Below are 23,753 nucleotides of genomic sequence, written 5' to 3'. Positions count from 1 at the left end.
CTCCTAGATAGTAAAAAACGGGAACAGGATGTTGTGGATCAGTTCGACTTGGGGAGGCGCGAGACCATGCTCAGCGTCACGTCCATGCCTTCCAGCTGGTAGTGCGGCACCATCTGGAAGATGCCGCGGTAATAGCCCGGGTTCTCCGGGTCCGGCAGCACCTGAACGTTAGCCTGCTTGAGCGGCTTCCTGGCCTTGGTGTTCTCGTTCGAATGCTCGGGCTGCAGATCGACATACTGCATGATCCAGCTCTGCAGGTCGCGTTCGAGCTGCGGTGCCTCGCGGGTGCCGCCAATCCAGTCGCGGACCATGCATTTCAGGTAATGGCCGAAGCGGCAGCTGGCGAAGATGTACGGAAGCCGCGCCGACAGGTTCGCGTTGGCGGTGGCGTCCGGATCTTCGTAGGCCTTGGGCTCGTGCACCGTCTGCGCGCCGATGAAGGTCGCGTGGTCGGTGTTCTTGCGGTGGATCAGCGCCATCAGCCCCGCCTTGGACAGCTCGGCCTCACGACGGTCCGAGATCGCGATCTCGGTCGGGCATTTGACATCGACGCCGCCCTCGTCGGTCGGGAACAGCGATACCGGCAGATCCTCGACCGTGCCGCCGGATTCCACGCCGCGAATGCGGGTGCACCAGCCATAGGTCTTGAACGCCTCGGTGATCCTTACCCCCAACGCATAGGACGCGTTGAGCCAGAGGTAATTATCGTGGTTGCCATCCACCTCTTCCTCGAACGAGAAATCGGCGACCGGTTCGGTCAAGGCACCGTACAACGGGCGACCGAGGAACCGCGGCAGGGTCAGCGCGAGATAGCGGCTGTCATGCGAGGCGCGGAACGATCGCCACGCCATGTAATCCGTCGCATCGAACTGCTTGGCGATGTCGCGTGGATTGGCGAGTTGCCGCCAGCTGTCCATGCCGATCAACTGCGGGGCCGCCGCGGCGATGAACGGGGCGTGCGCCGCCGCGCCGATCTTGCTCAGGCCCTTCATCACTTCAAGGTCCGGGCCGTAGTGATCGAACTGGTAGTCGCAGATCACGGCACCGTAGGGCTGGCCGCCAAGCTGTCCGAACTCCTGCTCGTACAGCTTCTTGAACAACGGGCTCTGATCCCAGGCAGCGTCGCGATATTGCCGCAACTGCCGCCGCGTCTCTTCCTTCGAGATGTTGAGCACGCGGATCTTGAGATCGCGCCCGGTCGACGTGTTGCCAACCAGATACCAGAGTCCGCGCCACGCCGATTCGAGCGCCTGAAAATCGGGATGGTGCAGGATCAGGTTGATCTGCGCGGTAAGTTTCCGATCGATTGCCGCCTTCAGCGCGTCGACCGTGAGGTAGACGTCCTCGCCGATCACCGCGGTATCCGCCAGCGCCTGTTGCGCCATCGTCTTGACCGCCTGCTCGATCCGCGCCTGCTTGGCGTCCGAGCCGGACTTGAATTCGCGTTGCAGCAACGCGGTAAAATCGTCGACCACGGCGTCCTGCACGGTCGGCTGCAACGCGTGGTCCTGCACCATCTGTTCGGCCATCACCTGTCTCCAGTTTGCGAGTTCGCGGTCACTTCTCGGTGCCGTCGGGGTCGATGGCGGACACGGCGTCGGATGCTGCGGCCGCATCCTCTCGTGCACGCTCTTCAGCGAGCGCCTGCATCAGCGCAGGATCCTTCAGCACACGGTCGAGCAGGTCCTGCGCACCCGCCTTGCCGTCCATGTACAGCATGAGGTCGTTGAGTTGCTCGCGTGCTTCCAACAGCTTGGCGAGCGCTGGAACAGTGCGCGCGATCCTGCCGGGCGAAAAATCCTCGAGCGTCCTGAACGTGATGTCGACGCCAAGCCGGCCTTCACCGGTCAGGCTGTTCTCCACCGCAAACGCGGCACGGGGGGCGATCGAGTCCATCCGCTCCTCGAAATTGTCCATGTCGAACTCGAGGAAGTCGCGCTGTTCGAAGGGCTTCTTCTCCACGTCGCTCTTGCCCGACAGATCCGACATTACGCCCATCACGAAAGGCAGTTCGATCTTCTGTCGGGACCCGTAGGTCTCCACCTCATATTCGATGTGGACGCGTGGTTTCCGGTTTTCGCGGATGAAGCGCTGTCCGCTCTTGTCCATCAGCATGTTTGGCCTCGCCGGTTGCTGCGGGCACCATGCCGGTGCCGCCTGCGCAAGAGATGCGGCTGCCGGGCTTCATCCGGATTTCAGATCGGGCGTTCTATGCTACGATTGTCACATTCGACGACACCCGCGGGTGGGTCGAAGGACCTTCGGGGGTGTTTGGAACCAGGCTCAGGGCAAGCGCATGGGCAAGGTTCGCGGGCTGGAATGGGTAACGGACAACCGCTCCCCCCTGTATTACCTGCCCAAGGATATCGGGTTGCGGCACCGCGACCAGCAAGGGCGCCGTAATGCCCGCGATCCGCAGACGCGCGGCAAGTTCATCCGCCAACCGCGGATCGAAGCTTGCTACGACCGCAACGTCGATGTCCCCCTCGATAGCATCCAGCGTCTCGGGACTGGTGATGCCAATCGGCTCATAGCCCAGCGCGGCGAACAATTCCTCGTCGTTGGACAGCCGTTGCCCGTCTGTGTTCACGATCAGCACCGTTTCGCCCGTACCCCTGTTGACGTCGCCCGCAAGCGGAGCGTCGTCGTCCGCAGCCAGCGGGATCCAGACCGTGAAACGGCTGCCAACGCCGACGATACTGTCGATGTCGATCGCGCCGCCAGCAGCCTCGATGATCTCGCGGGCCGTCGACAGACCCAGGCCGGTGCCCCCCTGCCGCGTGGTATAGAAGGCATCGAAGATGTGCGGGATCGCCTCGGCGGGAATCCCGCGCCCTTCGTCGGAGACCGCGATGGTCGCGTAGCGCCCTCGGCGCAGCACGTTGTGGCTCAACTTTATCGGATCGTCGAGCAAACGAAACGTCGACTGACAGGTGATCGCGCCGCCGCCCGCCATGGCGTTGTCGGCATTGCTGCAGAGGTTGAGCAGTACCTGCTGCAATTGCCCGAAATCGCCCTCGACGTGCATCGGCTCCTCGGCAGGTTGCCAGTCCAGCGTCACGACGCTTGGCAAAGCCGCCGTGACGAGTTTGTGCGTTTCGGCAAGCAGTGCGGCCAGCGAAACCGTCTCCGCCGGCCCTTCGACCCGGCGGCCGAAATGAAGCACGTCCGACACGAGGCCGCTCGCGCGTTTTACCGCCTGCCCGATTTCAACGAGGTTGGCGGATACCACGCCGTTCGCTGGCACGTGCAACGCGGCGGTCGCGCGAAACCCGTCGATCGCGGTCAGAATATTGTTGAGGTTATGCGAGAGCCCGCTGGCCAGTGCGCCGATCGCCTCCATTCGACGACCGAGCGCCATCTTCTGGTCGATGACCAGCCGTTCGGTCTCCAGCCGGTGACGCTGCTCGAGTTGCAACGCGGTCTGTAGCGCGGAGGCGAGCCCGTGGATCGTCTCGGGATAGACGACCCATCGATTGCGCGCGGTCAAGCACAGCAGCACGAGGTCCTGATGCTCTCGCGAGCGCATCATCAATGTCGTCGCCCAAGTGCCGCGCTGTCGGGTCATGACCTGGTTCCAGGAGGCTACCGACCGCGCGCCCGGTTCAACCAAAATCGTATTTTCGTCCCAAGGAAAGCGATCAACGATCCTGGCGGTTCGCGCCTCCGCGTCCTGCTGCGTGAGAGCCTGGTGAGACCCGTCTGCGGACCAGCCGTAGAATGCGTCGACATCGGCATCCCCACCGACCAGAAGCCATACCTGATCCACACCGATGATCGAGCCGAGGTCGGCAAGCGCATCCTCGATCCGCAGACCGAGTTCCGATGACGGCCCGTCCAGCAACAGCGTGAATACGGTCGAATGCATCGCTTCCAGACGCAAACGACGGTCATGTGCCCGCCGGTGGAGGCACCAGACCACGGCCATCGCAACAGCCAAGCCCAACAAGATGATTGCCGGACCTGCCTCGCTCGGCAAATGTGTTGCCATCAAGTCGGTCTACTTGGTTCTACCGGCAGCAATCGCGCCTGGACCCTATGCGACGCCATGGGCAGCGGCGGCGCAACACATCGTGCCCGCTCGTCCACGTGTCGGCGTGCTCGAGCATGAACGGATTTCACGCCGCTCAGTGGATCGTTACATCGGCGTCAAGAAGATAGCCGAGGCCGCGCTCGGTCCTGATCAGTCTGGGCGAACGCGGATCGATCTCCAGCTTGCGACGCAGACGTAAAATCTGGACGTCGATGCTACGATCGAACACGTCCTCGTGCAGACGGGTCGCCTGCAACAAATGCTCGCGGCTGAGCGGCCGGCGAGGCGCAGTGACAAAAGCGCTGAGCAGCGCAAATTCATTCTTGGTAAGCGTGACCGTCTCGCCCGTCGGGCTGATCAGCCGCCGCGTCCGCTGTTCGAAACGCCAGCCTGCGAACGCGTAATCGAGCTCGGCATGCCGCGCAGGCGCACTGCGATCCATCGTTCGGCGGCGGAGGTTCGAACGAATCCGGGCAAGCAACTCGCGCATGTCGAATGGCTTCAGCAGATAATCGTCGGCACCCAGCTCCAGGCCCACGACCCGGTCGATCTCATCGCGCAAATGCCCTGTCATCAGAATAACCGGCACGACACTCTTGCCGCGGATCTCACGCAGGAGATCCAGGCCGTCCTCTTCGCCAAGATGGATATCCATGACGATCAGGTCGGGTTCGCGCACCGCGAGGGTATGGAAAAGCCCCTGGCGACCCGGAACGGCAGACGCACGGAGGTTATGCTCGTTCAAATAGTTGACCACTGAGCGTCGCATTGAATCTTCGTCATCGACGACCAAAACTCGCGCGGAATGAAACGAATTGTTCGTTGAAATCGCTTCGATAAACGACATGCGGTACCGCTCCGACAGCTCGACGCTCTTTTTAAGCGAGCGCCTTGTTATTATCGTAAGAAAAATGTCACAAACATCAGCATAGACTTGATACTGAATTGCTAAGCACATTCTTACAATACCTACGTAGTCGAACTTTAAACCTTACTGGCAGATGAACGTCCAGACGGTAGGGTCGGCGTCATGTTTCAACCGTAACCCGCCGCGCAGTCCTCGACACGGCGTTGAAACCGGAACGCCGCAAGACGGTGGCCATGTCCATCGTTTCGCCCCTCGACGTTCCGCCCGACGACGCCCGCAGGTCGCAGTCATGGTAAGCCGCAGCCGGGTCGCATGGCGTGAGGGCCTGTTCCTGCGCCAGCAGCATTTCCAGCAGCAGGATCGGCATCTCGACGCGGCGATCGCCGCGCAGGGACGCAATGCCGGACCGTACCGCTGGGGCGTGACCGAGCTGGTGATCGACCGCGAGCTCGCCGGGCTGGGCAAGTTCGCGATCGAACGTCTGCGCGGCGTGATGCCCGATGGAACGTATTTCGCGATTCCCGACGATCTGCCGCCGCCAGCGCCGATGGACATGCCGGCCGATGCGCGCGACGCGATCGTCTTCCTCACCTTGCCCGCGAACCAGCCCGGTGCGGTCGCGTTTCGCAACGACGCGCATCCCGCCGCGCACACGACTCGGTTCGTGGTGGTGGAGGACGAGGTGATCGACACGTTCTCCGAAGATCGCAGCGCCGAGGCGGTCGAACTCGCTCGACCCAACCTCAGCTTCGGCGTTTCCCGCGACCAGACCTATGGACGCGTGATCCTGGGGCTGGCGCGGGTACGCGAGATCGTCAACGGTGCGGTGCAGTTCGACGCGCGCTATGTCCCGCCGGTGCTCGACATCCGCGCAAGCGACCGCGTGTCGGCGATGCTGCGCGATATTCTCGGCCGCGCCGCGCAACGTATCGACGAACTGGCACTGCGCGCGGTGGAGGCGACCGAGGGCGGCGCCGAGACCTTCGTCAACTTCCTCCTGCTGCAGACGCTCAACCGCTGGCACGCGCAACTGGCGCATCTCGCCGCGCTGCCGATGGTGCACCCGGAACGGCTGTACGAAATGTTGCTGGGCATGGCGGGCGAGATCACCACGCTGACGCATGTCGACCGGCGTCCGCCGACGTTCCCGAGTTACGATCACGAGCGGCTCGCAGACAGTTTCGAGCCGGTGGTGGAGTCGATCCAGGCCGCCTTGTCCGCGATCTTCGACCGTGCCGCCTTCCAGCTGCCACTCGAACAGGCGGGCCCCGGTGCGTACACGTCGCGCATAACGGACCCTGCGCCTTATGTGTCGGGCTTCCTCTACATCGCGGTAAGCGCCCGGATGCCGCTGGAAGACGTTCGCACGCGCTTCCCTGCGACCGCCAAGATCGGCCCGGTCGGCAAGATGCAGCAGATCGTCGAGTCCGCGCTGGCTGGCGTACCCCTGCGTCACGTGCCGACCGCGCCCCCGCAGATCCGCACGCTGCCGGGCTACGCCTATTTCGAGCTCGACCGACAATCGCCCGACTTCGCGGCGCTCGCGACCTCGCCCGCGCTCGGCCTGCATCTGTCGGGCGACTGGCCCGAGCTGCAGATCGAATTGTGGTGCGTCAAGCGGGGGCCGAGGCGGTGAGCCGGCGCGGCGACGAGAGCGAGCAGACGATCTTTCGGCCGAGCCCGCTGCAGGAGTTGCGCGCGCGGCAACAGGGCGCGACGCTGTTCGTAACGTCGGATCGGAATGATGCGGCGCCGGGTGCTACGCACGACTCCCTGCCGCCCTTGCCCCCTTCGTCCCTGCTCCCGTCGATCGACGAGGACTTCCCCGATCCCGGGGTCGCGCGGACGGCGCGCAATCCGGTGCGCGAGGCGGCGACCCCGCTGCTCGCGCTGATCTCCGCCGTGCGGTCCGGGCGGATAGACCTGCCGCTGCCCGAGCTTCATCGCCGCGCCAGTGCCGCCGCCGCGCGGTTCGACCAGGCGTTGCTGCACATCGGCCTCGACGTCGAGGAACAGCGGCGCGCGCGCTATGCGGTCTATGCCACCGTCGACGATGTCGCGCAGACACTGCCGGGGCGCGGCGCAGAAGGCGTCGAATGGGCGCGGCGCAGCATGGTGGTCCGCGGTTTCGGCGAGAATATCGGCGGCGACCGGTTCTGGATGCTGCTGGCGGACATGCTCGCGCATCCGGCCGATCATGCCGACCTGATCGAGCTTTACCACGCCTGCCTGGCCGCGGGGTTCCACGGCCGCCACCGGGTCGGCAACACCGGCAGCGCCGACCTCAACCGGACGATGGCCGACGCCTATGCCGCTTTGCCGCATGTCCGCGCCGTGTCGGAGACCGAACTCGTGCCGGCGTGGCGCGGCCGCCCGACGCCGCGCCGTACCGCCGGGGCATGGGCGCCGCTGTTGCTGGCCGCCAGCGTACTTGCCGGGGGGCTGCTTTGGCTGCTGCTCGTGCTGCGGCTTATCCTGGGGCAGACCGGCCAGCCCGCGCTGGCGGCGATGGCGGCGATCAATCCCCAGACCCCGCTGCGCCTGTCGCGCCGCGCCGATGCCGCCACCCAGCCGACGAGTGCCCAGCAATCGCGGATCGCCGGGCTGCTCGCACCGGAAATCGCCCAGCATCTCGTCACGCTCGACGAGGATGCGAACAGCGTGCGCGTACGGACCATGATCGGTCAGCTTTTCCGTTCGGGCTCCGACGTGCTCGAACCCGGGCGGCAGGCACTGTTCGAGCGGATTGCGCGCGCCGTCGCGCAGGAGCATGGCGCGATCCGGATCGAGGGGCATGCCGACAGCGATCCGGTGACCAGCCTGGCCTTCCCGGACAATCAGGCGCTGTCGGACGCACGCGCACAGGCGGTTGCGACGGTGTTCCGCGGGTTGCTCCCGGATCCTAAGCGGGTTTCGTCGCAAGGCTTCGGGGCGACCCGCCCCATCGCCACCAACGCCACCGCAGCGGGGAAAGCACTCAACCGCCGCGTCGAAATCGTCGTGCCGCGCACGGAGTAGACGATGAGCGGAATCGAAAAACTGCAGCGCAACTGGTACGTGATGATCGTGCCCGCGGGTGTCATCATCGCACTGCTGGGCTCGGTCGGCCTGCCGATGCTGTTTCCCGCACTCAACAGCTCGCGCTTCCGGTTCGGGCTGATCATAGCGGTGGTCGTCGTGTTCGGCGCGGTCGCGGGATGGCGCGCATGGCGGGGACGCCGCAACGCCGGCGCGATCGCCGAGGGCATCGCCACACCCGACCAGGGCGAGGCAGACGCAGCGGCGGTTTCGACGCGGCTGCGCGAGGCCCTGGCCGAGTTGCGCAAGGCGTCCGGGCGCCGCAAGAACTATCTCTACGCCAAGCCGTGGTACGTCATCATCGGCCCGCCCGGCGCCGGCAAGACCAGCGCCTTCCTCAATTCCGGCCTGCGCTTTCCCTATGCCGACGGTGCGCTGAAGGGGGAAGGCGGCACCCGCAATCTCGATTTCTGGTTCACCGACGATGCCGTGCTGGTCGATACCGCCGGCCGCTACACGACGCAGGACTCCGACCCGCGCGGCGATGCCAAGGGGTGGGAGCGATTCCTGACGCTGCTGCGTCGGACACGCCCGCTCGAACCCGTCAACGGCATTATCGTCACGATCGGTGTCGACATGCTGGTATCGGAGGATCGCGAGCGGATCGACGCGCACGCCGCGGCGATCCGCCGTCGTCTTCACGAACTCCGGTCCACGCTCCGGGTTGCCGCACCGGTCTATTTGCTGCTGACAAAGGCCGACCTGCTCGAAGGCTTTGGAGACTTTTTCGCCGATCTCGCCGCCGATGGCCGCCGCGCGGTGCTGGGTGGCACGCTGGCGATCGACGAGCCCGTCACCGCCGCGACCATGACCGCGGCGTTCGATCGGATGGTCGAGGCGATCGACGCACGAACCGCCAAGCGCCTGCAGGATGAGCCCGATCGCCAGCGCCGTAGCCGGATCATTGGTTTTTCCGCGCAATTGCTGTCGCTGCGCGAACGGTTTGCCCGGCTGGTGGGCGGGATGCTGCCCGAGGACGACGCGCCGGGCCATCGCCTCCGCGGCTTTTATTTCGCCAGCAGCAAGCAGGAGGGATCGCCGATCGACCGGCTGCTGGCATCGCTCGCCACCTCGTATGACGGCATTGCCAGTCCGGCGGCCACCACGCGGACACGCGCGTTCTTCCTGAACCGCCTGTTCGCCGAGGTGATGTTTCCGGAGGCGGGGCTGGTCGAACCGGAGCCCGTCGTGCAGCGACGCCGGCACCTCGCCAATATCGGCGGTATCGCCGCGTTCGCCGCGGTGGCGATCGTGATGCTGTTCCTGTGGGATGGCTCGTTCCAGGCCAATAAGGGCTTGCAGGCGGCCGACCTGTCGGGCGCGCGAGCGGCAGCGGCGGCAATCACTGCCAGCGGCGCCGACCTGGCGGAGGTGCGTGCCGACGATCCCGACCTGGAGCAGATGCTGCCCGTGCTCGATCGGCTGCGGGCGCTACCGGGCGGCTATGCCGCGCAACTGTCGGGACGGCCGTCGTGGCGAATGCGGCTCGGCCTCTACCAGTCCGGCCATGCGCAGGCGGCACGCGCGACGTATCTGGAGGCGCTGCAACGGATCATGCTGCCCCGCCTGTTGCTCGAACTCGAACAGGCGCTTCGGACCGACGCGCAGACGCCCATCCGACTGTATGATCCGCTCAAGACTTATCTGATGCTGGGTGGCTACGGCCCGATCGACGCGCGTGCCGTAGGCGCCTGGGTCCGGAACGACTGGGCGACGACCGCCTTGCCGGGCGCGGACCGGGAGGATGTCCGACGCCGCCTGACAGTACATCTCGATGCGCTGCTTGCCGACGACGATCTCGGGCGGGTGTGGGCGAACCGTCGGGCAGCGCTCGATGGCCGGTTGCTCGCCCAGTCGAGAGCGGCGGTGATCGGGCTGCCGCTCGCCGACCGCGCCTATGCGATGTTGCGCCAGCGTGCCGCCGCCTCCGGGCATCCCGACTGGCTTGCAAGCGCGGTGATGGCCGAAAGCGATGGCCGCGCATTCCGCAACGGCGGCACGGTCATGGCGCTGTCGGTGCCGTGGTTCTTCACCCGTGACGGCTATAAACGGGCGTTCGGTCCGGGGCTCGCGGACATCGGCGCGGAACTCGACCGCGACCTGTGGGTATTGGGGTCCGACGGGGCCAAGGTGTCGGTTCGCGATCAGTTGACCGCGATCAACGATACCGTCGCGCGCAGTTACGCGCAGGACTATATTGCCGCGTGGGATCACGTGCTGGCGACTCCACAGCCGGCAAATTATTTCGGCGACCGCCAAGCGCTGGGCAGTTTCACGCGGACGCCATCGCCGCTGCGGACGCTGTTGGATCAGACGGTGAAGAACACCACGCTCGGGACGTCGCAAACGGCGAGTACGCGGTTCGACGCGGGAACCGCGATCCAGGCGCATTTCCGGCCAGCGGCGGCCTTCACGCGCGGCGAGGCCGGAGCACCGCCGCCGGTCGACGCGCTCGTCCAGGCGGTCCGGCAGGCTGCGTCGGCTGCGTCGGCAGGCGCCATGCCAGGCGCGAACGTCGGCGGTGATGCGCTGCGTGGCCAGTTCGCTTCGGCGCTGGGCGATCTCTCGACCGCCGGCGTGTCCGCCCCACCACAGTTGCAATCCTTCGTCGGCGGTATCGGCCGCAACGGTCGCGGTGCCGCCGCCAGGACTACGGAGACCATGCTGAACGACCAATACAGCGCGACGATCCTCGCCAGTTGTCGCACGACCACGGATCGCCGCTTCCCATTCGACGCCGCCGCCACGACCGAGGTGTCGCCGGCCGAACTGCAACGCGTCTATGGCAACAACGGCGAAATCGACGGGTTCGTCCGCGGCAACCTCCAGCCGCTGCTCGTCCAGGCACCGGAGCGGTGGCGCTGGCGGACGAACGACACGGTCGCCAGCCGGTTCTCGCCGTCGAGTGCCGATGCGTTCCGCAAGGCCGCGGCGATCCGCGACCTAACGGCCGGCGGGCTGGTCCTGCAGGTCTCGCTCCAGACCGCGGGCGCCGATGTCACGACCGTTGACCTCGCGGTCGGCAACACCCGTTACGCGCTGGCAGCGCGCGATCCGGCCTCGTACCCGATCGTCTGGACACCGACCACGCTGCCGCAGGCGTCGCTCGCGCTGATGAACGGCACGCAGACGCTGTCGCGGATCGACCGGCAGGGCAGCTTCGCGCTGTTCCGGTTGATCGCCGCTGCCGAACGCATGCAGAATGCCGGCGCGCAGGCGATCGTCGTCTGGTTCGGCGACGCACCCCATCGCACCGCCTTGCGCGTGACCTACGCATCCGCCGACAACCCGTTCGCGCGCAACGGCCCCTTCTCCTTCCGTTGCCCGGAGCGGTTATGAGCGAAACCCGCCCCTTCCTGTTCGGCAAACTGCCCGCATTCGGCGATTTCCTGTGCCGTGGCCTGACGCTGCAAGCGCAGCGTATCTGGGACCGGCGCTGCATCGACACGCTAGCCACGACACGCGCGCGCGGCGGCGAGGCGTTCGACCGCATCCTCGAGACGACGCCGCCCCGTGGCTTCGTGCTGGAGCCGGGACGCGGCGAAGCCTATTGGCAAGTGGGGTGCGCGGCCTTTTCGTGCGACCGGGTCGGCCGGCCGTTCCTGTTCGTACTGGGCGTGGTCGGCGGTCGCGGACTGCGCGACGACGGCGAATGGATGGCGCCGAGCCTCGAACGCTGCCTGTACGACGCGTTCCTCCAGCAGCGTGATGCCGCCGCGATCCTCGACGATGCCGTCAATGCGCTGGCCAATATCCCTCCCAAGGCCGAGATCGCCTCCCCGCCGATGCGGGAATGGCAGGCGGACTGGACGTTATGACGATGCGATCGCCGGCAGCCCTCCGTCTCGAGCAGGCATATCGAACTCACCCGGGGACGGTACGTGCGGTCAACGAGGATGCAGGCGTGGTCCGTCTGCAAGCCGGGCTATGGGCCATTGCCGACGGGATGGGAGGGCACGAGCGCGGCCAATGGGCCTCGCGCACGATCGCCGACGCCCTGGAGCACATCGCGCTTCCGCTCGCGATAGAGGGCGCGGCCGATGCCGTGACGGAAGCCCTGAACGCTGCCAACGCCACGATCTGGGCCGCGACCCGCAAGAGCGGCGCACCGATCGGATCGACCGTGGCGGTATTGCTGATCCGCGACGACCGCTATGTCGTGTTGTGGGCCGGCGACAGTCGCGTCTATCGCCACCGGGCGCGTACGCTGAGCCAACTCACCACCGATCACACCGAGGTCGAACGAATGATCGCGCGGGGGCTGCTCGATCGGCGGGATGCCGCGGACCATCCGTTTCGCAACGTGCTCGCGCGGTCGGTCGGCACGTCCGAGGCGCTGCTGCTCGACCGGATCGAGGGATCGCTCGCGGGGGGCGACGTGTTCCTGCTATGCAGCGACGGGTTGAGCGGGATGGTCGACGATCGTGAAATTCGCCGTGCCTTGGTATCCGCATCACCCGACCGGGTCGCGCAACTGCTGCTCGATCGCGCCCTCGAACGTGGCGCGCAGGACAATGTGACGGTGACCATCATCGGCTGCGAACAGGCAACCCAGATCGGCGCGCTGCTGCTCGAAATCTGATGGCGTGGGAACGGCGCCGTGACGATCGTTCCCGCTTTTGCTTTACCGACCCGCGCCGATCTGCTGCCTATCGACGTGGGCGAGCAGCCGCCGCAGCGTCCAGGCAGCGCGCGTATTCGGTGCGGAAGGCCTTGCTGAACAGGTCCATGAACGCTTCGTCGGCATCGCGCACCACGCCCTCGAACTCGTCTTCATAGGCGTGCCACAACGCCGCGGCGCGCGCTTGCGGCAGCAGCTTCGCCAACCAGCCGCCACCCCGCCGCCGCGCGCGGATCGCGGCGGGCGAGAACCGCTTGATCGTCTGCTCGATCGCTGCACGCATCGCCGCCGCCGTCGCCATCTCGTGCAGCTGGATATCGCGGAACGCATCGTCGATCGCCAGCTCCGCCGGCATGAAACCCGGCTGCGGCGGCTGCAACAGCGTGTCCAGCATTCGCTCGGGCGACCGGATGAACTTGATCGGGTTGTTGCCGTCGAGCTCGATCGTCGTCGACACGACGCCGAGATCCGCCTTGGCTCGCGCCCGTGCCTCGACCAGCGCGGCCAGGCCACCCAGCATCCGCAGCATCAGATCGGTGCGGGGCGGAACGGTGACGTCCGGCTCGGGAACGCGCGGTTCCGTGCTGTCGTTTTGCGGTTCGGTACCGCGTGTCGGGACATCCTCCAACGCGCCCCAGCCACGCGCGACCGCGGGCGGCGGCGGAAGGACCGCATCGACCGGTTGCGTGCCGCGCTCCGCCAATTCTCCCCAGAGCTGCGCGGCGGACGGCGACGACTGTTCCGACGGTTCGCTCGCCCAGGCCGAGACCGAGAGCGGCGCCGGCGTGTCCCATCCACCCCCGTCGAACGGCAGCGGTACCGCCTCCTCGTTCGTGTTGGCCGTCGGTGATGCCGACCGGGATGACGGTGCCGGCGCGACCTCGTTCCATTCGCTCCATCCTGGGCCGACGACAGCGGCGGGTGGCGATGCCGCGCCCGCACATTCCGCCAGCACCTCGTAAGCGCCGATCACGATCCGATCGCCGTCCGCAATCCGGTGAGGCGCCGACAACCGCTCGGTCGCGCCGTTGACGAACGTCCCGTTGGTGCTGCGGTCGGTCAGTACATAGGTCCCGTCGCGGTAGCTGATCTCGCAGTGGCGCGACGACAGATGGTTCTTGCGGTCCGGCAAACTCCAGTCGGCATGGACCGACCGTCCGACGATGGCGCCGTGCCGTACCAGCCTCAGCATCGTCGGCGCACCATTCTCGAGCGTATCCACGCCCTGTATCGACAAAACCAGCGTCATGCTGCGCACTCCATCGTTTCGGCCATCCGCGCACCGGCGTCGAGGACCGCGTCCAGCCCGGCATCGCCGTGCGGTGCCGCCGCCAGGATCACCGCCGCTGCGGCAAAGCGACCGGTCGCATCGCGCGGCGCGAGGAACGGCGCGGAACCTTCGGGGGCGACGGATCCGCCCGCCATGAACGCCGCCCAGGCGCATAGTCGCTCGGGTGTCGGCGTGCGCATGGTCCGCGCGATCGCTTCGGCGTCGCGACGCCGCGCTTCCGACGGATCGCGCAACCAGGCCGTGACGGTCGCCATCGCATCCGCGTCGGGCTGGCGCACGAGATCGTACACGCCCCGGGCCGCCCACAGCACCGCCTCGTAGCGCGGCATCGCCACCGCGAGGAAAGAGGCCGCGTCCGCCCCCCTGCGTCGTGCCCGCAGTCGCGCGAAGCAGTCATCGGGCGCCAGCCGGTCGTCGGCACCCGCCGGCCACTCCAGCAGCAACCGCACCTGCCCCGCCTCGGTCCATACCGATCCGTGCCAGGGCCCGCTCATGCGATGACCACCGCGCCGCCGAGCACGTTCACAGCCGCCTTGCCGTGGATCGTGCTGACGGTGCCTTCCCAGGTGAGCGCGGACAGGGCGTTGCCGGTGATGGTCGTGCCGTTCAACGTGATCCCGGCGGGCGTCAGGCTGATCAGGTTGGGCCCGACGGCGAGCGTGATGCTGGCCGAGGTCATCGTGATGCGCGACATCCCCTGCGCAACGGTTATGGTCGCGGGAGTCATCAACACGCGGCTCGTGCCGACACGCAGCATGATGCGCTGGCGTGCCTGCACGGTCGACGCGCCGCGGGTGATCGTCAGGCTGTGGTTGCCGGTCTCGACCGTCGTGCTGTCGTTGCGTCGGACGGCGGTCTCGCGGTCGCGGCCGACCCGGTTCGCCTGGTCGCGGTTCACGGTTTCCGCGTCGTCGTACAGCACGTCGGTGCGACGATTGCGCTGCGCGCGCAGATAGACTTCCTCGGCCCCGCCCTTGTCGTCGAAGCTGAGTTCGTTGAACGCCGGCGCGCGCGGCCTGGTCTCGGCCCCCGCATAGCTGCCCATCTTGCCGATCGTATTCGACCGGTACAGCGACCGCGTCCGATTGGCGGGCAGCGCGTAAGCATGTTGGTGACGTGAATTATAGACGCGGCCGGTCACGATCGGGCGATCGGGATTGCCGTTGAGGAAATCGACGATCACCTCTTCGTCGAGCCGCGGCAGCGTCACGTGGCCGAAGCTCGCGCCTGCCGACGGATGCGAAACGCGCAGCCAGCACGACCGCGCCTTGATGTCGGCCTCGTCGGATTTTTTCCAGAGGAAGCGGACCCTTACCCGGCCCATGCGGTCGACGCGGCTGTCGTCGGCGCCACCCTCGATGACGATCGCGGTCTCCGGCCCCGCGAACGGCGCCGGCGTCACGATGGGCGCGCGCCACTTCGTCTGGCTGGTGACCGCCTCGATCGAGACCTCGCGCCGTGCCATGTCGCCGTCGCTGCGCCACGGTTCCGCGTCCATGGCATAGTCTAGTGTGGTCACGATGAACTCGCGGCCACGATCAAAGGCGTCGGTGGAGTCGAGCTTGAACAGCCCCCCGCAGGCGATGCCGATCGTGTCGCCCGATCCCGTATAGACCCGTTGGTCGGCGCGCGCCGCCTCCAGCCGCACCTGTGCCCAATGCTTGGCCAGCGTCGGATCGACGAAGTCCCCAGTATAGTCGTGAATTTCCTGCGTATCGGCCGGGCCGCGCGTACCGCCGTCCGCGCGTCCATCGCGGACCAGGGTCTTCTCATAGTCGAAGCTCTGGATCAGCACGCGCCGTTCGCCGCCGCTCCGTACGTGCTCATGCCACTCCCACAGCGAGTCCTCGGTACCATGACCGCCGACGAGGTCGGGACGAAGCTTCACGGTCGCGGCGCGGGGTGAGGGCTTGTGAGCGGCCCGACTATCGCAGAGCACCATCGTGTGCTCACCCTTCTCGTGGCGAAAGTAGAAATAGATCCCCTCTCGCTCCATCAGGCGCATGACGAACGACAGGTCGCTCTCGCGGTACTGCGCGCAGTAAGGCCAGGGCCGATAGGTCTCGGTCAGCCCGCCATAGTCGATATGTCGGCTATGGGGTGCGAGCACATCGCGCAGCATCTGCACCACGGTCTTCTGCTCGAAGATCCGATACGCACGATTGCTGTCGAGCAGGTGCAGCCAAGGCCGCAGCACCAATGCGTAATGATGCCCCTCGTCGGTCTGTCGCAAGTAATGCGCCTCGATCACCAATCCATGGAAATACCGGACCGGCGCGTCCACCTCGTAGACCGTGATGCAGGCGGACTTGCCCAGCGCAGGCAGGATGTCGACCCGATCCTCCAGCACGACTTCCGCTTCGATCTGGAAAGGCTGGCTCAGCCGCTCGGCCGAATGGAAGCCTATCAACCGGGCCCTGGATCCCAGCGCTACATCGATCTCCGCCTGCCGCTTCATGCGACCGCTCTTGCGTTACGTTCGACATCATTGCGGTGATTGCTGGACGCCGACTGACGGGTTAGCCCGCATCGCCGCCATCGTGGCGTCACGACCGACACGGAGCGGCCTGCATGACGATCGATCTCGAACGCTTCCTCGCCCCGATATCCGGCGACGATCCCGCCGGCCCGGACCTCGCCTACGACCCTGACCGTTTCCGCATCGAACAGGCGTTCGACACGCCGTCCGGAGGCGATGGATCGACGGATGCTCCCGCCACTTCGGTCGACTGGCGCGAGATCACCGCGCTGATCGTCGACCAGGCGGATCGCACCAAGGATATCTGGCTTGCCATCTATCTCGCCCGCGCCGGCGCGAGGTCGGGACGCCTGGACGTGACCGTTGCTGGCGTACAGGCGCTCGCCGGGCTCACCAATCGCTTCTGGGATACGGTGCACCCCCGGCTCGAGGATTACGGCTTTCCCGGCCGCCGTGGCGCCTGCGACACGCTCGCCAACTTCACCGCGTTCGTCAGTCCGCTCCAAGGTATCGCGCTGATCGAGCATGAACGTTTCGGACGTTTCGACGGCGCTGATCTGATCCGTTTCGCGCGTGGCGGTGCCAACGAGGACGGTTATGGTGCGTTTCGTGCCGCGCTCGACGATCCGGCGATCGGCCCGGAAAGCCTGATTGCAGCCATCGCCCATCTCGACGTGCTCACCGAGGCGCTCAGGGAGGTGGACGCAACGCTGGTTGCCTTTGCCGAGGGCGATACCGGCAGCAATTTCGCGCCTGTCTACGTTGCGATCCGCGCGATCCGGGCTGCGGCGAACGCGCTGCTGCCGGCGGAACTGCGCGACGATGCCGACATGGAAACGATTGTCGCGGCACCCGGCAGCAGCGCCCTCCCCGATGTCCTGAACGGTCGCGCCGACGTCGCCAAGGCGCTCGACCTGGTGATCGATTTCTATCGCCGACAGGAGCCTTCGAGCCCCATTCCTCTCCTGCTGGAACGCGCAAAAACGTGGATCCCGCTCGATTTCATCGAGATACTCGACGATATCGCCCCCCGTTCGATCGACGAGGTCAAGAACATCCTGTCTGCGCGTGCGCAACGTTGAAGGGCCAGGATCGCGCATGTTCGCCATCGTACTTTCCCGCGTTACCTTGACCTGCCAGATTGCTTAGGTCCGCGGGTTTGGCGGAGAAACATCATTCGGGTTTCATACGAAACATCAACCGCGCAGTTGCGAGTATGGGATCGACGTAGAAGGCATCGACACGAAGTTGCGCAGAGGCGAAACCCGTTTACCCGAACGAGCCGTCCATCAGCCAACTGTGGTGCGAAACCAATTCACTGACACGGCCAGCTTCACCCCCAGCGCAAGTGCCAGCAACCGCGTGACGCGGGCATCGATCGGCTCGACCAACCCGCTCCGTGCCCGGACCGGCAGCCCATCCCCGTCGGTGCGATGGACGACAATCTCGCTCACCCGGGCCCTGCCCACTGGTCCGTTATCGAGCGCTACCGGCGAAGTGGCAGCCGCATCCTATGTTCGCATCATGAATGGCACCGTTGTGCTGAGCATCGTCCTGGCGATCGCTGACGAGGTGGCGGCGTTCAAGATCGGGACGAGGTGTTCTCTATGGTGCGCTGCCAGAAAGACCTGATGAAAGGCAGCGTTACACATCCTCAGTATTTCAGGGCGTGGGCTACAGCGCTGACCCACAAGCTTGTGGGTATCGATCACGTTGATGCCGTGGCCACACCTGTATCGCTGCTGATCGCTTGGAAGTCCTGACCGAGGCAGGACACGAAGCACCCGATCCATTCCAGGCGTTTCACCCGGAGTCGTGCCGCTCGAAGGCAAGACGGGGGTCGTGAACGGCCCCCGCGGTGGGGTCGGCGACCGCCTCGTCCAGCTTACCAGATGGCAGGGGACGCAGGTGGTCGCCGTCGCATCGACCAAGGACGGGGAGCTGATGCACCAGCTGCTACCGCTTCGTCGACTCTACCAAGGGTACGGCCGAGGATGCTATTGACGATGCGGAGCTTGTCGTTGACGCGGGCGGTGGCGCGTTTGTCGCCTACCTTGAAACCGGACGATGGCCTTTTCCTAGTCCAACCGCGCAACGGTGACAGCGCGTTTGCACAAAAAGGCTCATCGCCACGTTCGACGCATGCGCCCGCTGCTAGCCAGCGGCGAGCGTCTCGGCAGTCTCGCGATAGGTGTGCAGTCGACGGCCCAGCAGTGTCGTGAGACGCTCGACGTCGTCTTCCTTCGGGATCATGCCGTCGCTGACGTAGCGCTCGGCCATCAGGCGCATTTCGTAGGCGCTCCACTTGGGCATGAAGGTCGCCATGTTGGACTCGAACCCGCTCGGATCGTCACCGCCGTACACCACGGGTCGACCGAGCACGTCGGACCAGATCGCGGCGATCTGGTCGCCGGTGAGCGTCTCCGGCCCGACGACGTTGATCGTTGTCATCGGCAGTTTGCCCGGTGCCTCATCTCGACGGATCAGCTCCAGCGCGGCGAGCTCGGCTATGTCGCGCGCGTCGACCATGGCGACGCCCTTGCCGCCGATCGGTATTGGATAGACGCCGTGCTGCAAGATCACGTCCTTCACCATGACCTCGTTGTCGATGAAATAGGTCGGGCGCAAATGGTCGCGCTGAAGTCCATTGCTTCGAGCATCCGCTCGGCACCGTATTTGACCGCGAAGTGCGGTACGTTGACCGCCCGGTCAGCGTCGAAGACCGACAGGTACACGATCCGCTCGACACCCGCCTCATGCGCAACGTTGAGGGTTACCAACGCCTGGGTGAACTCGTCGCCGGTCACGGCATTGAGCAGGAACAGCGTGCGGACGCCGACGAAAGCGGCACGCAGCCCATCGATGTCGAGCAGGTCTCCCTGGACGACCTCGACCTCGGCCGGGAAATCCGCCTTGGCAGTATCGCGCGTAAGGACACGAACACGGGCGTCGCGGTTCACGAGCTGGTCGACGACATGGCGGCCGACACGGCCGGTGGCACCGATCACGAGAATGGTCATTGGGTTACTCCTTCGATTTGTCTTGCTGACGAGCCGAAGATGCGTGATCCATCCGCCGACGAATAGACGTGCAATCTGGACGCGCCGTCTCACCAGTGGAACACTTATGGATCTGCTTGCGCTAGCCGACTTTACTCTTGTCGCCCGCCATGAGGGGTTCGGAAAAGCGGCGCGTGCGAGCCACCGCCCCAAGGCGACGTTGTCGCGACGCGTGGCAGAACTTGAAGCCGCGCTCGACGTGCGCCTGTTCGAGCGTGGTGCACGAACATTGAAGCTGACCGAAGAAGGCCGGGCGCTGTTCGCCCGTACTGGCCCATTGCTCGCCGAGTTGGAGGAAACTGCCGTCGCGATCGGCTCGGGTGGCGAGACGCCGCGTGGGCGGCTGCGGATTAGCGCGCCGCTATTGTTCTCGCAGACGGCCATGGGTCGGCTGGCCGCGGAATTCATCCACCGCCACCCGGATGTTCGCCTGGAAGTGACCACGGACGACCGAATGGTGGACATGATCGAAGAGGGCTACGATCTCGTCATTCGCGTCAATCCCGCGCCAGACGATACGCTGGTCGGTCGTCCTTTCCTGCATGACCGACTGGTGGTGGTGGCTGGTCCCGGCATGGTGCGGTTGGCAGCGGGGATCATGCCCGCCGTGGTGCGCGGCAACGACCCTGAGCGAAGCTGGACCGTCGACACGCCGGACGGCCCTATCGAGATCGCGGTCAATCCTGTGCTGCGCCTCTCATCGCTGATCATGATCCGCGATGCAGTGCGTACCGGGGTCGGCGTGGCCAAGCTGCCGTTATCGCTCGTCAGCGAGGACATCGACTGTGGGCGGCTGGTGCCTTGGGGCAACGTTGCGAAATCTGAGATTGCGTTATGGGCGCTCTACCCGACGCGGCGGCTGCTTAACGCTCGCGTATCCGCCTTCTTGGAGTTTCTGCGAAACTCCTTCCCGCGGGCAGCACCAGAAGAACTCGCTGCCTATCTAAAGAGGTAAGGCCGGCATCAAGCTGCACTCTGATCGTTCCCAATCGTGGATGCATTACGCTGCTACATAGGCCGGCACGTAGACGTCCGGATGCCGGGATATCTCCGCCGCAGTCGTTTTCCCCACTTCTTCGCTATGGCAGTAGGCACGCTGAAGAACGCGCGAGGCCTGATGGACCTGATCATGCCCCCTGTTCGACCTTGTCTACGGGAGCAAGGCGCGCGCGCCTGACGGACTTCGCCCGCTCAACTAAGCTGATGACGGGGAACTACCGATCATCTCCGCAACCTTGGCTGCCAGCCCTTGCATCGTGAAAGGCTTGGTGAGCAACGCCATCCCGGGTTCGAGATGCCCGTTACCGACCGCCGCATTCTCCGCATAGCCGGTGATGAAGAGCACCTTCAGGTCGGGGCGGAGAGAACGCGCTGCGTCAGCGACCTGCCGCCCGTTCATGCCGTTGGGTAAGCCGACGTCGGTGATCAGCAGCTCGATCTTGGCCCCCGATTGCAGCACCTTGATGCCTGCTGCGCCATCCGCTGCGCCAATCACGGTATATCCCTGCTCGTCGAGCACCTCGTCGATGAGATGTCGGATCGTCGCTTCGTCATCGACCACCAGGATCGTCTCGCCGCTAGCCAAGGCAGCGGTTGCGATTGCCTCTTCCTGATCACTCGGCAAGGCATCGCCCGCATAGCGAGGAAGATAGATGCAGATCGTGGTTCCCTGCCCCAGCTCGGAGGAGATCCTCACCTGTCCACCCGACTGGCGAGCGAAACCGTAAATCATCGAAAGACCGAGCCCGGTGCCCTGACCAATCGGCTTGGTCGTATAGAAGGGTTCGAAGGCGCGCTCGATCGTTGCCGGCGACATGCCAGTGCCGGTATCGGTGACGCAGACCGACAGATATTGGCCGGGCGGCAGGTCGCGCTCCAGAGCCGCGCGATCGTCCAGCGATGTGTTCGCCGTATCGATCGTGATCCGCCCGCCTTCGGGCATGGCGTCCCGTGCGTTTATGCAGAGATTGAGAATGGCGCTTTCGAGTTGCGTCGCGTCGATCATCGCGGGCCATAGCCCGGCCGCGCCCACCACCTCGATATTGGCGGTCGACCCGACCGTCCGGCGCAGCAGATCCTCCATTCCCGCGATCAGGCGATTGACGTCGGTTGGCTTGGGATCGAGCGTCTGCCGGCGCGAAAACGCGAGCAGCCGCTGCGTCAGGGAAGCGGCCCGCCGTCCGGCACCTTGGGCGGCGTTGATGAAGCGCTCGGCGTCGTCGAGCTTGCCACGTTCCAGGCGCAACTGGAGCAACTCCAGATTGCCCATCATGCCGGTAAGGAGGTTGTTGAAATCATGCGCCAGACCACCGGTAAGCTGGCCGACCGCTTCCATCTTCTGTGCTTGGCGTAGCTGATCTTCGATTTGCCGCTGCCCGGTCATATCGACGCCGACGCCGGTTCGCCGGACAGGTTTGCCGTTCTCGTCGAAATAGGTGTGCCCACGGGACAGCACCCATCGGATCGATCCGTCCGGATGAACCAATCGATATTCTAGCTCCAGATCTCCCGAGCGTTGCAGACCGCCAGACATTGTCTTCTGCAGCGAAATACGGTCCTGCGGATGAACGTTGGCGAGGAACTCCTCGCGAGGCAGGCCGGCGGCACCGCGCTCGGGGTCGAGTGCGTACAACGCCGAGACCGCCGCGTCGCAAAAGAAGAGGTCGGTGGCGACGTCATAGGTCCACACGCCGACGCCCCCCACGGCCGAAAGGGCGAGGCGCGCGAAATCCTGCTCGTCGTGCAGCCTCGCCTCCATCTCGCGCTCGGCCGTGACGTCGCGGCCGGTAGCGTAGGTGATGTCACCAGCCGGTGCGGCGACCCATGAGATCGTGCGGTTCGAGCCATCCTTGTGCCTGTACCGGTTTTCAATTCTCAGCTGGTTCCCCGCCGCGGCCGTCTCATAGGCGTCGACCGTCTTGTCATGATCGTTCGGGACGACGAATTCGTTGACATGGTGTCCAATCAGCTCGTCGGGCTCATAGCCTAGAACCGTGGTCCAGGCCGGATTGACCCGGCGGAACATACCGTTGAAGTCGACCGCCACGAGAAGATCGGGCGAGGTGTCCCACATGCGGTCGCGCTCGGCCGTACGCTCATTGACCTGCCGCTCGAGCGTCGCGTTCAGCTTACGCAACTTCGCCTCGCTCTCTTGAAGAGCGGCCTCCGCATCGCGCCGGGCACTGATGTCGCTTGCCGCTCCGAACCATTCGATGATCTCGCCTGCCGCGCTCAGCAGCGGAACGGCACGCGACTGCGTCTAGCCGACAGTGCCGTCCGAACGGACCACGCGATGTTCGAGATCGAACGTCGTCTTGAGCCGGATGGCGTCATCGATGGCTGCGGTCACCGCGGCTTGATCGGTCTCGGGAATATAGGACAGCAACCACGAACGGTTCGGCTTCGACGAAGACGTGCTCGGCAGGAAGCCGCCGCCGTCGAGCTCCTTCATCTCTCCCCAGTCCGGACTCATCCGGTAGAGGACGTCCGAACTCGCTTCGGTCAGGAGGCGGAGGCGGGCTTCGCTCTCGCGCAAGCGCTGTTCGACGCTAACCGCGTTCTCGGTCCGATCTGTCATAACGTCCTTAGCGCGCCGATCTATTCCAGCCATTTACCAACTGCCGAACACAGTGCAAATCGCACCTGATTACCTACGCAATTGAGGTACTCCTATCGCTCCATAACCTGCCCGACCACGGGCGGGTTGGAGATGCGGCTTTGCGACTTTGCCGCGTATGCCGCTATTCGGATACGCGGTGTTTCAGCATGCTGGCCTTGTACAGAAGACGTTCCATTTTCCCTATCGCGGCGCCCGACAACGTCAGCGGATCGTCGAGATCACCCGTACCATCGCCGACGATCAGACCCTCGGCGGTCAGATGCAGGAGCCAACGGGATGCTACTGCGGCTGGAATGCGGTGCAACTCGCTGATGTCTCGCCCGGTCATGCGGACACTGCGCGCGTCGGCAATGAACAACTCGAGAAGAAAGTCCCAGCTGGGTTCGCCGAACAGCGATGCGGGAAGTTCCTCTGTACGGCTGCGCCGGAAGGCCAGCATGAACGCCGCCAGATCGGCAGCCTCGTCATGATCGATCACCCCACGGCACTCCAATCTTCGCGTCTCTTCACAAACAACATCTACACGACGTGGTGGTTGCGACGGTTCGAGACGCAGGAGGAGTGGGCGCGTGCGCGACCGGTTCAAGATGGTCACGCGCCCTATACATTTGGCAGCCGTCACGGTCGAGTGTTCTCACTCCCACGTCCGACAGGCTGATGTATCAACAGCCCGACCAGATCGTCCGCACCTGTCCGCCCCTGCCC

Annotated in this window: 21 protein-coding genes; 8 read left to right on the top strand and 13 right to left on the bottom strand. The window is 65.3% G+C overall.

All coding sequences use genetic code 11. The features are described from left to right. Positions 1–38: 38 nt before the first annotated feature. The 4 genes from tssC to ASE69_RS16290 all read right to left on the bottom strand — a co-directional run bounded on the left by tssC (position 39) and on the right by ASE69_RS16290 (position 4,880). Positions 39–1,529 carry a type VI secretion system contractile sheath large subunit gene (gene tssC / locus ASE69_RS16305; RefSeq protein WP_056488959.1) on the bottom strand — a complete coding sequence of 497 codons (1,491 nt, stop codon included), beginning with the start codon at positions 1,527–1,529 and terminating at the stop codon, positions 39–41. A gap of 28 nt (positions 1,530–1,557) precedes the next feature. Next, positions 1,558–2,115 carry a type VI secretion system contractile sheath small subunit gene (gene tssB / locus ASE69_RS16300; protein ID WP_200924187.1) on the bottom strand — a complete coding sequence of 186 codons (558 nt, stop codon included), beginning with the start codon at positions 2,113–2,115 and terminating at the stop codon, positions 1,558–1,560. 94 nt (positions 2,116–2,209) lie between these two features. Then, positions 2,210–3,868 carry an ATP-binding protein gene (locus tag ASE69_RS16295; protein WP_056488958.1) on the bottom strand — a complete coding sequence of 553 codons (1,659 nt, stop codon included), beginning with the start codon at positions 3,866–3,868 and terminating at the stop codon, positions 2,210–2,212. 259 nt (positions 3,869–4,127) lie between these two features. Then, the gene (locus tag ASE69_RS16290; RefSeq protein WP_056488956.1) at positions 4,128–4,880 is read right to left on the bottom strand and encodes a response regulator; all 753 of its coding nucleotides are present in this window, start codon (positions 4,878–4,880) and stop codon (positions 4,128–4,130) included. 310 nt (positions 4,881–5,190) lie between these two features. Here ASE69_RS16290 and tssK point away from each other — a divergent pair, with 310 nt between their 5' ends. The 5 genes from tssK to ASE69_RS16265 are packed head-to-tail and all read left to right on the top strand — an operon-like array spanning position 5,191 to position 12,561. Beyond that, positions 5,191–6,537 carry a type VI secretion system baseplate subunit TssK gene (gene tssK, locus ASE69_RS16285; RefSeq protein ID WP_056488954.1) on the top strand — a complete coding sequence of 449 codons (1,347 nt, stop codon included), beginning with the start codon at positions 5,191–5,193 and terminating at the stop codon, positions 6,535–6,537. Then, the gene (gene icmH / locus ASE69_RS16280) at positions 6,534–7,919 is read left to right on the top strand and encodes a type IVB secretion system protein IcmH/DotU (protein WP_056489463.1); all 1,386 of its coding nucleotides are present in this window, start codon (positions 6,534–6,536) and stop codon (positions 7,917–7,919) included. The genes tssK and icmH overlap by 4 nt, the downstream gene beginning before the upstream one ends. A gap of 3 nt (positions 7,920–7,922) precedes the next feature. After that, on the top strand, positions 7,923–11,318 hold the full coding sequence (gene tssM / locus ASE69_RS16275) for a type VI secretion system membrane subunit TssM (RefSeq protein WP_235518890.1): 3,396 nt from the start codon (positions 7,923–7,925) through the stop codon (positions 11,316–11,318). Continuing rightward, positions 11,315–11,797, top strand: coding sequence for a type VI secretion system-associated protein TagF (tagF, locus tag ASE69_RS16270; protein ID WP_056488951.1), 483 nt, complete (start codon positions 11,315–11,317; stop codon positions 11,795–11,797). Before tssM ends, tagF begins: the two co-directional genes overlap by 4 nt. Beyond that, complete coding sequence (locus ASE69_RS16265; protein ID WP_321163586.1) at positions 11,773–12,561, top strand: PP2C family protein-serine/threonine phosphatase; 789 nt, start codon at positions 11,773–11,775, stop codon at positions 12,559–12,561. Before tagF ends, ASE69_RS16265 begins: the two co-directional genes overlap by 25 nt. A gap of 67 nt (positions 12,562–12,628) precedes the next feature. On the opposite strand, the gene tagH is transcribed toward ASE69_RS16265, so the two are convergent. The 3 genes from tagH to ASE69_RS16250 are packed head-to-tail and all read right to left on the bottom strand — an operon-like array spanning position 12,629 to position 16,349. Continuing rightward, a complete protein-coding gene (gene tagH / locus ASE69_RS16260; RefSeq protein ID WP_056488949.1) occupies positions 12,629–13,849 on the bottom strand; it encodes a type VI secretion system-associated FHA domain protein TagH in 1,221 nt (406 codons plus the stop codon). Beyond that, positions 13,846–14,385: a DUF6931 family protein gene (locus ASE69_RS16255; protein ID WP_056488947.1), complete on the bottom strand. Its 540-nt coding sequence runs from the start codon at positions 14,383–14,385 to the stop codon at positions 13,846–13,848. The genes tagH and ASE69_RS16255 overlap by 4 nt, the downstream gene beginning before the upstream one ends. Further along, complete coding sequence (locus ASE69_RS16250; RefSeq protein WP_082453180.1) at positions 14,382–16,349, bottom strand: type VI secretion system Vgr family protein; 1,968 nt, start codon at positions 16,347–16,349, stop codon at positions 14,382–14,384. Before ASE69_RS16250 ends, ASE69_RS16255 begins: the two co-directional genes overlap by 4 nt. 113 nt (positions 16,350–16,462) lie before the next feature. Between ASE69_RS16250 and ASE69_RS16245 the strand changes: the two genes are divergently transcribed. Then, positions 16,463–17,452 (top strand): ImpA family type VI secretion system protein, encoded by a 990-nt coding sequence (locus ASE69_RS16245; RefSeq protein WP_056488945.1) that lies wholly within the window; start codon positions 16,463–16,465, stop codon positions 17,450–17,452. A gap of 207 nt (positions 17,453–17,659) precedes the next feature. Here ASE69_RS16245 and ASE69_RS22205 read toward each other — a convergent pair whose 3' ends face one another. Beyond that, the gene (locus tag ASE69_RS22205; RefSeq protein ID WP_156362374.1) at positions 17,660–17,824 is read right to left on the bottom strand and encodes a hypothetical protein; all 165 of its coding nucleotides are present in this window, start codon (positions 17,822–17,824) and stop codon (positions 17,660–17,662) included. A 361-nt stretch (positions 17,825–18,185) separates the two neighbouring features. Here ASE69_RS22205 and ASE69_RS23060 point away from each other — a divergent pair, with 361 nt between their 5' ends. After that, positions 18,186–18,374, top strand: a complete 189-nt coding sequence (locus ASE69_RS23060) for a hypothetical protein (protein ID WP_056488943.1) — start codon at positions 18,186–18,188, stop codon at positions 18,372–18,374. Positions 18,375–18,524: 150 nt separating this feature from the next. Here the strand turns inward: ASE69_RS23060 and ASE69_RS23055 are convergent, their stop codons facing one another. Further along, positions 18,525–18,998, bottom strand: a complete 474-nt coding sequence (locus ASE69_RS23055; protein ID WP_235518883.1) for an NmrA family transcriptional regulator — start codon at positions 18,996–18,998, stop codon at positions 18,525–18,527. Further along, positions 18,959–19,390 (bottom strand): SDR family oxidoreductase, encoded by a 432-nt coding sequence (locus ASE69_RS23050; RefSeq protein ID WP_235518882.1) that lies wholly within the window; start codon positions 19,388–19,390, stop codon positions 18,959–18,961. Before ASE69_RS23050 ends, ASE69_RS23055 begins: the two co-directional genes overlap by 40 nt. 106 nt (positions 19,391–19,496) lie before the next feature. Here ASE69_RS23050 and ASE69_RS16230 point away from each other — a divergent pair, with 106 nt between their 5' ends. Next, entirely contained in the window at positions 19,497–20,384 is an 888-nt protein-coding gene (locus ASE69_RS16230) for a LysR family transcriptional regulator (RefSeq protein ID WP_056488940.1), read from the top strand. Positions 20,385–20,624: 240 nt separating this feature from the next. Here the strand turns inward: ASE69_RS16230 and ASE69_RS16225 are convergent, their stop codons facing one another. From ASE69_RS16225 to ASE69_RS16215, 3 genes are all read right to left on the bottom strand, one after another. After that, a complete protein-coding gene (locus ASE69_RS16225) occupies positions 20,625–22,565 on the bottom strand; it encodes a PAS domain-containing sensor histidine kinase (RefSeq protein WP_200924186.1) in 1,941 nt (646 codons plus the stop codon). Positions 22,566–22,688: 123 nt separating this feature from the next. Further along, positions 22,689–23,006 carry a hypothetical protein gene (locus ASE69_RS16220; protein ID WP_056488938.1) on the bottom strand — a complete coding sequence of 106 codons (318 nt, stop codon included), beginning with the start codon at positions 23,004–23,006 and terminating at the stop codon, positions 22,689–22,691. 163 nt (positions 23,007–23,169) lie between these two features. Beyond that, positions 23,170–23,526 (bottom strand): hypothetical protein, encoded by a 357-nt coding sequence (locus ASE69_RS16215; RefSeq protein ID WP_056488936.1) that lies wholly within the window; start codon positions 23,524–23,526, stop codon positions 23,170–23,172. Positions 23,527–23,753: the final 227 nt, after the last annotated feature.

The organism is Sphingomonas sp. Leaf208 (assembly GCF_001421415.1).
In the GTDB taxonomy this organism is placed as follows: Bacteria; Pseudomonadota; Alphaproteobacteria; order Sphingomonadales; family Sphingomonadaceae; genus Sphingomonas.
This window is presented reverse-complemented; position numbering and strand designations above follow the sequence as displayed.